This is a genomic window from Streptomyces sp. ISL-96, assembly GCF_018614035.1.
In the GTDB taxonomy this organism is placed as follows: Bacteria; Actinomycetota; Actinomycetes; order Streptomycetales; family Streptomycetaceae; genus Streptomyces.
Genome location: NZ_JAGGPA010000017.1, coordinates 127,695 through 139,003, shown reverse-complemented (window position 1 = coordinate 139,003; position 11,309 = coordinate 127,695). Strand labels below are relative to the sequence as shown.

General features: G+C 71.6%; 10 protein-coding genes. 2 read left to right on the top strand and 8 right to left on the bottom strand.

Annotation, left to right across the window (positions count from 1 at the left end; genetic code table 11):
- Positions 1 to 303: 303 nt before the first annotated feature.
- Together J7E96_RS37240 and J7E96_RS11610 are read right to left on the bottom strand one after the other, a co-directional pair.
- Positions 304 to 468 (bottom strand): hypothetical protein, encoded by a 165-nt coding sequence (locus tag J7E96_RS37240; protein WP_251069742.1) that lies wholly within the window; start codon positions 466 to 468, stop codon positions 304 to 306.
- Positions 469 to 1,370: 902 nt separating this feature from the next.
- Complete coding sequence (locus J7E96_RS11610; protein WP_215130216.1) at positions 1,371 to 1,778, bottom strand: hypothetical protein; 408 nt, start codon at positions 1,776 to 1,778, stop codon at positions 1,371 to 1,373.
- 83 nt (positions 1,779 to 1,861) lie between these two features.
- Between J7E96_RS11610 and J7E96_RS11605 the strand changes: the two genes are divergently transcribed.
- Together J7E96_RS11605 and J7E96_RS11600 are read left to right on the top strand one after the other, a co-directional pair.
- Complete coding sequence (locus J7E96_RS11605; RefSeq protein ID WP_215130214.1) at positions 1,862 to 2,671, top strand: helix-turn-helix transcriptional regulator; 810 nt, start codon at positions 1,862 to 1,864, stop codon at positions 2,669 to 2,671.
- Complete coding sequence (locus tag J7E96_RS11600; protein WP_215130212.1) at positions 2,668 to 2,850, top strand: DUF397 domain-containing protein; 183 nt, start codon at positions 2,668 to 2,670, stop codon at positions 2,848 to 2,850. Before J7E96_RS11605 ends, J7E96_RS11600 begins: the two co-directional genes overlap by 4 nt.
- Here J7E96_RS11600 and J7E96_RS11595 read toward each other — a convergent pair.
- From J7E96_RS11595 to J7E96_RS37235, 6 genes are all read right to left on the bottom strand, one after another.
- Positions 2,847 to 3,887 (bottom strand): NAD-dependent epimerase/dehydratase family protein, encoded by a 1,041-nt coding sequence (locus tag J7E96_RS11595; RefSeq protein WP_215130210.1) that lies wholly within the window; start codon positions 3,885 to 3,887, stop codon positions 2,847 to 2,849. The two genes, J7E96_RS11600 and J7E96_RS11595, sit on opposite strands and share 4 nt — an antisense overlap.
- Entirely contained in the window at positions 3,884 to 5,023 is a 1,140-nt protein-coding gene (locus tag J7E96_RS11590) for a hypothetical protein (RefSeq protein WP_215130208.1), read from the bottom strand. Before J7E96_RS11590 ends, J7E96_RS11595 begins: the two co-directional genes overlap by 4 nt.
- A complete protein-coding gene (locus J7E96_RS11585) occupies positions 5,020 to 5,721 on the bottom strand; it encodes an HAD-IA family hydrolase (protein ID WP_215130206.1) in 702 nt (233 codons plus the stop codon). Before J7E96_RS11585 ends, J7E96_RS11590 begins: the two co-directional genes overlap by 4 nt.
- On the bottom strand, positions 5,714 to 6,967 hold the full coding sequence (locus J7E96_RS11580; protein ID WP_215130204.1) for an acetyl-CoA carboxylase biotin carboxylase subunit family protein: 1,254 nt from the start codon (positions 6,965 to 6,967) through the stop codon (positions 5,714 to 5,716). Before J7E96_RS11580 ends, J7E96_RS11585 begins: the two co-directional genes overlap by 8 nt.
- 103 nt (positions 6,968 to 7,070) lie before the next feature.
- Positions 7,071 to 9,626, bottom strand: a complete 2,556-nt coding sequence (locus J7E96_RS11575; RefSeq protein ID WP_215130202.1) for a non-ribosomal peptide synthetase — start codon at positions 9,624 to 9,626, stop codon at positions 7,071 to 7,073.
- Positions 9,623 to 11,185 (bottom strand): AMP-binding protein, encoded by a 1,563-nt coding sequence (locus tag J7E96_RS37235; protein WP_251069741.1) that lies wholly within the window; start codon positions 11,183 to 11,185, stop codon positions 9,623 to 9,625. The genes J7E96_RS11575 and J7E96_RS37235 overlap by 4 nt, the downstream gene beginning before the upstream one ends.
- Between the last annotated feature and the right edge of the window lie 124 nt (positions 11,186 to 11,309).

Below are 11,309 nucleotides of genomic sequence, written 5' to 3'. Positions count from 1 at the left end.
GGCGCGCGCCGCCCCGTGGAGCTGGTGCGCCCCACCCACACACCCGCCGTCCGGCCGGAAAGTTGAGCCAGCAGACGGGCCTGCGCCGGGGCCCGCCCCCGGGGGCCGCCCCCCGTAAAGAACCAGCGGTGGAGGGGTGGGTGTCAAGGGTGGCCCGGAGGGTCATCGCGCAGCGACGCGACGCAGGAGCGCCCTTTACACCCGGCCCGGAACCGCCAAACTCCCGAAAAGGGCGGCCCCTTCAGCAGAAGCAATCGAAGCCACGGGCCCCGCCCCAAGTGGCCCCGCCACCCCCGCCGTACCTCACGCCATGCCGGTGGCCGCCGTTGCCGACGTGGCCACCCCTGCCGCCGCGATGCGTTCCCGCCATGGCGTCCGTACGGTCTCCTCAGGTGGCCGGGGCCCAAAGCCCGCCGCCTCGGCCGCCGCCTGCCTGCGGCACTCCCCGCACTCCGTCTCGCCTGCCACCGGCCGGAAGGCGTGGTCGTCACCCGGCCCGGCGCACAGCACCACGTCGCCCCGGACCCGGTCGGGTGGTAGCTCCGCCGTGGCGAGGATGCGGGCGAGGACGGTACCTCAGGCATCTTCTGCACAAGCCGGTACCGCAGGAAGCCAACCACCGACCTGACTCCGCTCGCCGGCAGTCCCGCACTCAGCGCCTGCCGCAGTTCCCCCGGCGAAACCCCACGTCGCAGCCACTCGACCGCCATCTCCGCCAGGCCCCGGGCTTCCCGTACGCCCAGATGCAGGCTCCGGTCAACGCGACGCAGCGACAGCAACACGCGCTCGGCTTCGGCAAGTTCACCAGTGAGCGGTTCGAGCCGCTCTAGCGGTTCCAGCGGTTCGAGTCGCTCCACTTCGGGTGGGGGGTGGGGAGTGTTGTTCTTCCCTTGTTCTTCATCCTCCGTAGGAGAGTCGACGACCACCCGAACGGTCGAATCACCGACCGTCGGGAACTGCGCAGTCGGTGACGCCACCACGTCGTTCGTCACCAGCTGTTCAGTGACCCAACGCCCGCGCTCGTTCTGCCACTTCTTCTCCCGCAGATACCCGCACTCGACCAGCAGCGCCTTGGCCTTCTGGTACGCCCGCGGCTTGATCCCGAGCCGGGCGGCGTGCTCACCCAGGGGCTTCACGCACCTGCTCTCGGGCAGCCCGAGGACGTACAGCAGGAGCATCTTCGCGTCGTTGTTGAGGCGTGAATGCCGCACGATCGCGTGCGGGGCCTTCAGATAGTCGCGCGAGGGCGCGATAGCATGCCGAAGCATCCCGGTGGATGCCTTTCATCCAGTCGGTGTGTAGGTCCTCGGCCGGTGTCGCAAGCACCGCCGGGGACCGCCCGCTCCCCATAACGGAGCGTGATGACGCGGTCACCGTACAGCACGAACCGCCCGCTCGACCATTTCGTGCAACAACCCGCCGTCCACGAAAGGCACTTCACCCGTCGGCCGCGACTGCCACCGCAGCGGCCAGGTCGCTCCGTCCAGCGCCGGTACGCCGATGAACGCCGCGCACCCCGCGTTACGACTCAGCGCGCGTACGCCCGCCGGCCAGCGGTACGCGGCGGCGGTTTGCGGTGGCAACAGGAAGTACATGTTCCGCGCGCCGGCGTCCTCACGGACGATCGGCCCCGCCTGGAAGTCCGTGAACTGGAGCAGCTCGTACGCCGTCTGCTCGCCGAGGATCCCCTCGATCCGTACCGCGTCGAAGTGGATTCCGGCATGTCGCAGGGCATGGCCGGAGGTGGGCACCCATGAGGGCGCAGTTTCTCTGTTCATGAAACAGACGATTGCGCGCCCGAGTTGACTGTGACCAGCACCAGACGGAGAGCGTGCACGTCTGTGCACCCAGGGAGGACGTTGTGCACTCCAGTGAACGAGGCTCGAGATCGTTCGGCGCGCTGCTGCGCTTTCATCGCGAGCAAGCCGGGATGTCACAGGACGCGTTGGCCGGGCGCATCGGATTTTCCAAGTCCCAAGTGGCCATGGTGGAACGGGGAGAGCGCCCACCGCGGGGCAATTTCGTCCCAAACGCTGACGGGGCCCTCAGTGCACAAGGTGCACTACTGGTAGTAGCTGACAAGGAATTCGAGACCAGCGGAATGCCGCCGTGGACCGAGAACTACCTGGATGAGGAAAAGAAGGCGATCGCCCTCCACACGTACCAGAACCACGTGATCCCCGGCGCGCTCCAGACCGAGGCGTACGCTCGCGCGGTCTTCAACTGCAACTACTGCCCACCGCTGGACGATGAGGAAATCGAGAAACGGGTAGCGGCCCGCCTGGAGCGCCAGAAGCTTTTCCGCCGCAAACCAACGCCGATCATCAGCTACGTGCTGGAACAGAGCACGCTCACCCGCCCTCTTGGCGGCCCTCAGGTCCTCAAGGAACAGCTGCACAGCATCCTCGACATCTGCCGCCTGCGCCATGTCGAGATCCAGGTCATGCCACATGACCGGAAGACCCATGCCGGACTCGCCGGGCCCATGATCCTGCTGGAGACAGCAGAGCGACGGCAGCTCGCCTACGTCGAAGGACAGAACGGCGGCTACTTCGTAGGCGAACAACCGGGCGTCGGTGACATGTTCGGCCGATATGGCATTCTGCGGGCACAGGCGCTCAATCCCGAAGAGTCCGCGAAACTGATCGAGCAGGTGGCAGAAGGACTATGAGTACGGACCTGAAGTGGCTCAAGAGCAGCTATAGCAGCGAGCAGGGCGAATGCGTCGAGGTCGCCCCCACCCCCCACACCATCCACATCCGCGACTCCAAAGACACCACCCGCCCCTCCCTCACCCTCTCCCCCACCACCTGGTCCGCCTTCGTAGCGACGTACCGCAACGGCCATTAGCGGCACCGAGGCTCACGTCGCACCGCCGGATCAGCGGCTCCCGCGGCCAGCCCGGCGAGGACCCCCGCTTCCTTCTCGGCCGAGAGGCCGTCCGCCAGCGGCGGCGCCACGTCGGCGGGCAGCGCCTGCCTCCAGGCCCAGGTGTCCTTCACCGTGTCCAGCAGCGGGCGGCAGCGCAGGCCAGTGGCGAGGGCCCTGGAGACGTCGCCCGCGTGCACCGCCGCGTGGAGTTCGCTGCCGGGTGGAGCCCAGATCGGCAGATCGCTCCACCCCTCTACGCCCGCGGCCTCGATGGCCTCCGGGGAGAGCCAGCGCAGCTCGGCGTCCGATCCGGTCGCCCGCACGCACGCGTCGAGCAGGTCGCCCATCGTGGCGTGGTCGCGCGGGCCGACCACGTTGTACGGGCCGTGCAGGCCGGCGTCCAGCGCGTCGAGCACCCACGCCGCGAGGTCGCGCGCGTCGACGTACTGGAGTGGGGTGTCCCGGGGGCCGGGGGCGAGCACCGGGCCGCCGTCCGCTCCCCGGGCGATGCGCTCCAGCCACCACGTCAGGCGGCCGGGGGTCTCGCGGGGGCCGAGGATCAGGCCGGGACGGGCGATCAGCGTGCGCTCCTCGCCGAGTTCGCGGAGGACTGCCAGCTCCGCGCCGCGCTTGTCCGCCGGGAACTCGGTCGCGTCGGCGTCGGGGTCGCCCTCGGCCAGCGGGCCGTCCTCGTCCAGGCCCGCCGCGGGCGGCCAGGCGTACACCGAACGGCTGGAGACGAACGCGTAGCGGCCCACGCGGCCGGCGAGCAGCCGGGCCGCGTCGCGTACGACGGACGGGGCGGACGACCAGGTGTCGACGACCGCGTCCCACTCGCCGGCGGCGAGGGTGGCGAGGCCGCCGGGTGCGGTGCGGTCCCCGTGCAGGACCCGCACACCGGCCGGCGCCGGGTGCTCTCCCCGGTGGAAGACGGTGACCTCCCAGCCCCGGTCCCGCGCGGCCTCGGCGACCGCGCGGCCCCCGAAGCCCGTACCACCGAGCAGCAGCAGCTTCACAGCTTCGCCCCGGTGCGGTAGGCCGCGAAGCGGTCGGTGATCTCCTGGGCGCGGTCCTCCGCCTCCGACAGTTTCATCTCGGCGCACTCGTAACCGAGTTCCTCCGTCATGACGGCCATCGAGGCGGGCTCGAAAACGACGGTGCCGTCGGCGCGTATCTCGCTGATGCCGTCCTGCACCTGGCCCGACAAGTTGATGGCGTGCGCCTGTTCCTCCGTCATGCCGTCCGGCAGCAGCGGCCGGAACTTGCCGGATTCGATCGCCACCGGGAACCCGCCCAGCGCGCCGTCCGCGCCCGGCGCGTGGACGACGGCGTCGCGGCCGTCGGCCAGCGGCTCCAGGACGCTGAGCGCCGAGGCCGCCGTCATGGTCTGCCCCGGCATGCCGCCGGTGCGGCGGTACTGGGCGGGGAGGCGGTTCAGCAGCGCCTCGATGTCCAGCTCCGCCGTGACGTCACGGCCGTCGACGCGGATGCCGAGGCCCATGGCGGCCGGGCCGCTGTTGCCGTGACGCGACAGGCGGTGCGAGACGTAGTGGTGGGCGACGAGCCGCACCTCGACGTCGGCGGTGCTGCGGCCGAGTTCGTCGGCGGCGGCGGCCGTGATGCCGGGAACGTTGTTGGCGACGTTGCCGATGCCGATGTCGGGGGACATGCCGATCGCGGTGAGCGCCGGGTGAACGGCGTCGGGGTAGGCCGCGTTGACGACGACGGCCTCCGTGCCGGACAGCTTGACCGCCTCCATCGCCTTCATCACCGGCACGAGGTGCATCGGGAGCCACGGGCCGTAGTTGGCGGCGTACACGCGCTGGAAGGCGGACGGCTCCAGGGTGGAGATGACCCACCACGACTGGTAGCTGGCGGCGAGGAAAACGACGTCGGGCGCGAAGGCCGCGATGCGCTCGGCGGTGCGCGCCACGTCGGTCAGGTCCGTGACGGCGTGGCTGACGGTGGGCGTGTAGCCGCGCTGCACGGCGCAGAAGCGGGTCAGGTTCGTGGCGCGCAGGGCCACTTCCTCGTCACGGCCGACGAGCTGGATGTGGCGCTCGCGCGTGCTGTGGGCGAGCTCGTGGAAGACGCGGCGGCCGATGTCGCCGGCGCCCAGGATCATGATCTTGCGAGGGTTCGGGGTTTTCATGACGTACCTCCGAGGTGAGCTGTGGCGAGCGAAGAGGGGGCCGCGAGCCGGTGCGCGTCGCGGACCAGTCGGGGCAGTTCACGCATGGAACGGAAGGCGAGAGCGCCGTCGCGGTGCGGGCCGACAGCGGGATCGGCGGTGTACTGGAGGACCCGCATGCCGGCGCCCAGCGCCGCGTCCACGCCGACCGGGCTGTCCTCGACCACGACGCAGTCGTCCACGTCGGCGCCGCACTCGGCGGCCGCCCACAGGAACAGCTTCGGGTCCGGCTTCCAGGCGTTGATGTCGTACGCCGAGAAGAGCCGCCCCTCGAAGTGGTGCAGGATGCCCGACTTGCCCAGGCGGCTCGCCATGATCTCCGGCGGGCTGTTGGAGGCGACGCACATCCGGGCGCCGAGGAACGAGCTCAGCTGCTCCAGGGCGTACGCGACACCCTCGATGGGCTCCAGCCAGGAGCCGATGAGCTCATCGCACTTGGCGCGCGCGAGCGCCATGGCGTCGGCCGGCGGCGCGGCGCCCGAGATCTCCTCCATCAGGTCGATGCACTCCTGCATCTTCTTTCCGGAGAACAGCTCGTCCCGCCGCTCCTTGGTCAGGTGAAGGCCCATCAGCTCGCCGATGTGCGCGAGCCCGCCGTTCTCGGCGTCCTGGGTGTCGACCAGGACGCCGTCCAGGTCGAAGATGACGAACTCACTCATGGGTGATCCAGTCCACGTTCTCGATGGCGGCGACGGTCGCGGCCAGTTCCCGGTGGTTCGCGGCGGAGCCGATGACGGCCGCCGTGTTGCCGCGCGCGCCGATGCGCCAGTCCGCGTCGGCGCCCGGCTCGGCCAGCACGGTGACGCGGTCCACGTTCGGGAGGCGGCGCAGGGCGGAGACGTTGCGGATCGACGCCACCCTGCGGGCGCCGACGGGGGGCACGATCAGGTAGTGGAAGGCGATCGGCCCGTCCTGCTTGACCTCGGGCGTCTCGTACGGCCGGCCCAGCGCGGCGGCGACCGCCACGTACGCGGGGTCTGAGGTGCCCGAGCGGACCGCGAGATCGTCGACCCAGGCACCGAGGCGGCCGTTGACCTCGATGACCCTGGGGCCGTCGGCGGTCAGCTTGATCTCTACGTCGGCGACGCCGTGGATGCGCAGGGCGCGCACCGCGCGGCACGCCAGGTCCCGTACGGCACGCTCTTCGTCCTCCGGCACGACGGAGAAGCCGCCGTAGCCACCGCGCTCGCGGAACGGCTCGGCCAGCGCGAACTTGCTGGTGGTGAAGACCGGGCGTACGTCGTCACCGTCGCCGTCGGCGACGCAGTCGACCGCGATGTAGTCGCCCCAGGGGGCCGGGGTGTCCCGGCCGACCAGCAGCTCCTCCAGCATCACGGCGGTCTCGGTGGGGCTCTCCCCATCCCCCGCGAACATGTCCGCCAGGGCGGCGTGGCACTCCTGCGGTGTAGTCACAGCCTGGGTGTTGCGGCTGGAGGCGCCGATCACCGGCTTGATGATGGCGGGCAGTCCGACGTACGCGATCGCCTCGTCCGCCTGCTCGGCCGCGGTGATCGTACGGAAGCGGACACTGTCGACGCCCGCCTCGGCGAAACGCTCCCGCTGCCGGTCCTTGTGCGTGATCGCTTCGACGTCGGCGGACCGGTGATAGCGCAGGCCGAGCGCCTCCGCGAGCCGGACGGTGCGGGCGATCTGGAACTCGCTGAAGGTGATGATGCCCGCCGGGGCGAGCGCCCGCAGCGCGTCCAGCAGCTCCGCCTCGGTGCGGCCCGCCGTGTCCACCACGGATCCGACCGTCTCCAGGGTGGGGATCATCTCCCGCGCGTGGTCGGTTTCGGCCGTCACGAAGACCAGCGAGCAGCCGTTGTCCCGGGCGGCTTCCGCCAGCCGGGTCGGTGCGAGGCTCCCCGCGTCGTAGACGACGAGAAGCACCGGCTTGTCACTCATAGGTCAACCTCTGTGTTCCGTACGGGCGGATGTCAGGACAAAGGGGCGTGCCAGTCCTGCAGGCTGTCGTCGGGTGACAGTCCGCTGGGCGTACGGCGACGGATCAGGCGGCCGTGAATCCCCCGGCGCGGCGAGCTGTGGTCAGGGCCTTCGCGAGCGTTTCGACGGTCGAGCAGGCGAACAGCACCCGCACCGGGATCTCCAGGCCGAACTCCTCCTGGAGCCGCAGTGCCGTCCTGGTCGCGGTCAGGGAGTCACCGCCGAGCTCGAAGAAGTCGTCGTGCGCGCCGACCTCGTCGGCCCACAGCGCCTCCGCCCAGATACGGGCGACGGCGCGCTCGGCGGGAGTGCGGGGCGCCACGAACTCGGCGTCCAGGCCGGTCCGTTCGCCGTCCGGGGCGGGCAGCGCCGTGCGGTCGGTCTTGCCGCTGGTGGTCAGCGGCAACCGGTCGAGGAGGACGAAGGCGCCGGGCACCATGTAGCCGGGCAGGCCGCGTCCGCACCAGTCGCGCAGGGCGCCGACGCTCAGCGTGCGGCCGTCCACCGGCACGCAGTACGCGACGAGCGCCTTCTCGCCCGGTACGCCGCCGGGGACGTCCTCGCGGACGGTCACCACGCACGAGGCCACGTCCGCGTGGGTGAGCAGCGCAGACTCGATCTCGCCGAGCTCGATGCGGAAGCCGCGCACCTTCACCTGGTGGTCCAGGCGGCCCAGGAACTCCAGGTTCCCGCCCGGCAGCCAGCGCACCAGGTCCCCGGTGCGGTAGACCCGCGCCTCGGGCCCGTCGGCGGCGTACGCCGGGAAGGGGTGGGCGGTGAAGCGCTCGCCGGTGAGCTCCGACCGGCCCAGGTAGCCGCGGGCGACGCCTTTGCCGCCGATGAGCAGTTCGCCGGGTACGCCGACGGGCACCGGGCGGTCGGCCTCGTCGACGACGTACACCTCGGTGTTCGGCGTGGGGCGGCCGATCGGGACGGGGCCGGCCGCGTCGCGGATCTCGGCGACCGTCGCGTAGATGGTGGTCTCCGTCGGGCCGTAGCCATTGACGACGCGGCGGCCCGCGCGCAGCATCTTCGCGGCCAGGTCGGCGGGGAGGGCCTCACCGGCGGTGAAGACGGTGAGGTCGCGCGGCTCGGGGCGGTCGCCGAGGGCGTCGAAAGCGTCCAGCAGGGGTCGCCAGGCGGAAGGGGTGGCCTGGACGAGGGTGACGTCGTGCCGGTCGACGAGGGCGGCGAGCGCGCGGGGGGTGTGGACCTGTTCGCGGTCGGCGCCGATGATCCGGCCGCCGGTGATCAGCGGCAGGAACACCTCGACGTTCGCGATGTCGAAGGTCGCGGACGTGGTGAACAGGACCCGGTCGCTCGCGGGCGCCGGGAAGATCTCCCGCATCGCGAAGAGCAGGTTGACCAGCGAACCGAGCGTGATGGCGACGCCCTTGGGGGTGCCGGTGGACCCGGACGTGTAGAGGACGTACGCCAGGTCGTCAGGACCGGCCGCCGGGGCGGGGTCCGCGTCGCTGCGCGCGGCGACCGCCTCGCGGTCGGTGTCGCTGTCAACGGCGACGAGCACGCGGCCCTCGCCCGCCAGGCGCCCGCGCAGGGACTCCTGCGTGACGACGACGGGCGCGGCGGTGTCGCGCAGCACGAAGTCGCGCCGGTCTACGGGGTGTTCCGGGTCGAGCGGCACGTACGCCCCGCCCGCCTTCAGCACCGCGAGCAGCGCGACGATCAGCTCCGGGCCGCGCTCCAGGCAGACGCCGACCGGGACATCCGGCGCGACGCCGAGGGAGCGCAGGTGGTGGGCCAGCCGGTTAGCGCGGACATTGAGGGCGCGGTACGTCACTTCCTCGTCCCCGAAGACGACGGCGACCGCGTCGGGCGTCTGCCGGGCCCGCTCGGCCACCAGCTCGGCGACTCCGCGTCCGGCCGGGAACTCGGCGGGACGCGCGCTCCACTCGGTGAGCAGCAGGCGCCGGTCGGTGTCGTCGAGGATGTCGAGGGCGTTCAGCGCGGCGCCGGGGTGTGTGGCGACTGCGGCGAGCAGGGTCAGGTAGTTGCCGGCGAACCGCTCGGCGGTCGCCGCGTCGAAGAGTGCGGTGCTGAAGTCGACGTACACCTCGATCTCCGACTCCCCGCCGTCCGCGAAGACCAGCGCCAGGTCGGGCGGGCAGCTGCCGACCGGAGCGGGAAGCCCGTCATCCGAGGCGGCGAACAGGGCCTGCACCAGCGGATGGTGGCTGGCGTCCGGCTCGGGCACAAGGGCGGAGACGAGCTCCGGGAACGGTACCCCCGGCCGGGCCTGCGCCCCGCGCACCGCCGCACCGGCCCGCTCCACCAGGTCCCCGAAGGTCGCCGCTGCCGCCAGGTCGGTCCGTACGATCGCGAGTTCCCCCGACATCGGCATGCCGACGGCGACGTCCTGCCGACGGCTCCACCGCCCCAGCAGCAGCTGGTACGCCGCGAGCAGCACCACCGGCAGCGGCGCGCCGTATCCGGCGGCGGCTTTGCGCAGGGCGTCCGACGTAGCGGCCGGGACGGTGCGGGTGTGGCGGGCCGTACCGGGCTCGCGCACGGAGGGGCGCGGGCGGTCGGCGGGCAGCTCCAGGGGTTCGAGGCCGGCCAGTTCGCTCCGCCAGTAGTCGAGCTCGGTCGCGTCAGTCATGACCCCTCCGGGGTGCCGAGGATCCGCGCCAGCGCGTTGCGGTCCGTCTTTCCGTTGTCGTTGAGCGGCAGGCCGTCCAGCCGCGTGATCCGCGCGGGCACCATGTGCAGCGGCACCTGCTCGCGCAGCCACGCGTCGAACCGCATCGCGTCCGTCTCCCGGCCCGCGTAGGCGGCGGCCAGCTCGGTCTCGCCCTCCGCCGTCGGGAGCGCGATCACCGCGACGTCGACGACTGCGGGATGGCGGCGCAGGACGGCCTCCACCTCGCCGATCTCCACCCGGTGGCCACGGATCTTGACCTGCTGGTCGAGCCGGCCGCAGTGCACCATGAGCCCGCCCTCGCGGCGGACCCGGTCACCGGTGCGGTACCAGTGGCGGTCGGTGAGCGGGGCGGCGCCGTCGTACACGGTGGCCCGGCCGCCCTCCTCGTACGAGAGGAACCGGCCGGTGTTCTCGCGCGGGTCGAGGTAGCCGTCGAACCGCTGTGGGCCGCGTACGCACAACTCGCCCTCGTCGGCGGGCAGTCCGTCCTCGTCGAGCAGGACGCCCTCCATGCCCGGGTACATCGTGCCGATCGGCACCGTGCCGCCGCTGAACTCGGGCCAGTCGGAACTCGGGCCGGTCAGCCGGTGGTTGGCGCAGCAGATGGCCAGCTCGGTCGGACCGTACACATTGTGGATCTGTGAGTACGGAGCCACCTCGCGCCACAGCGCGGCATGCTCGGCGGTCATCGGCTCGGCGCCGAACATGCTGTGCTTCAGCGTGACGCAGCGTCCCAGCGGGAGATTCCCGAGCCGATGGGCCTCGCGCACCACCGACGGCACCGAGAACCAGTGGGTCAGCTTCCGTTCCACGGTGAAGTCGACCGGCGTATACAGGTCGGCCGCCATCGGGACGACCAGCGTGCCGCCGCCGCCCCAGGTCGCGAAGAGGTCGAAGGCGTGCGCGTCGAAGGTCAGGCCGAACGACTGGGTGAGGCGGCTGCCGGGCGCGATCTCGTAGCGCGGGATGTTGTGTTCGAGGTACGGCGAGAGGTGGCGGTGCAGGATCGGTACGCCCTTGGGCTGGCCGGTCGACCCCGAGGTGAACAGGATGTACGCCTCGCGGTCGAGGTCGGCGGGGACGGGCGGCAGCGTGTCCTCCAGCGCCCCCTCCAGCAGGTCGGGGTCGGCGCGCTCGTCCTCGTCCAGTTCGAGGACGGTCGGCCGGTGGCGCTCGGGGAGCATGCCGAACAGGTCCGCGGTCCGGTCACCGACGAGCGCGACGGTGACCCCGGCGCGCTGGGCGATGTCGAGGTTGCGCTGCTGGGGATAGTCCGGGTTCAGCGGCACCACGGCCGCGCCGAGCCGCTGGATGGCCAGGTACCCGGCGTACGCACCCACCGAACGGGCGGCGGCCAGAGCGACCCGGTCGGGCAGCCCGCCGTGCTTGTGCACGATGCGGGCGGCCAGGGTGAGGGCGAGGCGGCGCAGCTCGGCGTAGGTCAGGACTTCGACGCGGATCTCCAGCGCGGGGTGGTCCGGCAGGCGCAGGGCCGATTCCTCGAACCACTGGTACATCGTGCGGTGCCTGGCCGCGCTCTTCCGCGCCGGCGGCTTGAGCGGCGGCCGCGACGGCGGTTTTGGAGCCCTTCCCGAGGAAGGCGGCCATGGCCCGCACGGTGGAGTGCCGGAACAGGTCGAC

What these genes read in the sequence shown, in the direction of transcription:
- J7E96_RS11610 (WP_215130216.1), bottom strand. Translation starts at nt 1,778, where the DNA reads ATGAACAGAGAAACTGCGCCCTCATGGGTGCCCACCTCCGGCCATGCC.
- J7E96_RS11600 (WP_215130212.1), top strand. Translation starts at nt 2,668, where the DNA reads ATGAGTACGGACCTGAAGTGGCTCAAGAGCAGCTATAGCAGCGAGCAG.
- J7E96_RS11590 (WP_215130208.1), bottom strand. Translation starts at nt 5,023, where the DNA reads ATGAAAACCCCGAACCCTCGCAAGATCATGATCCTGGGCGCCGGCGAC.
- J7E96_RS11585 (WP_215130206.1), bottom strand. Translation starts at nt 5,721, where the DNA reads ATGAGTGAGTTCGTCATCTTCGACCTGGACGGCGTCCTGGTCGACACC.
- J7E96_RS11580 (WP_215130204.1), bottom strand. Translation starts at nt 6,967, where the DNA reads ATGAGTGACAAGCCGGTGCTTCTCGTCGTCTACGACGCGGGGAGCCTC.
- J7E96_RS11575 (WP_215130202.1), bottom strand. Translation starts at nt 9,626, where the DNA reads ATGACTGACGCGACCGAGCTCGACTACTGGCGGAGCGAACTGGCCGGC.
- J7E96_RS37235 (WP_251069741.1), bottom strand. Translation starts at nt 11,185, where the DNA reads ATGTACCAGTGGTTCGAGGAATCGGCCCTGCGCCTGCCGGACCACCCC.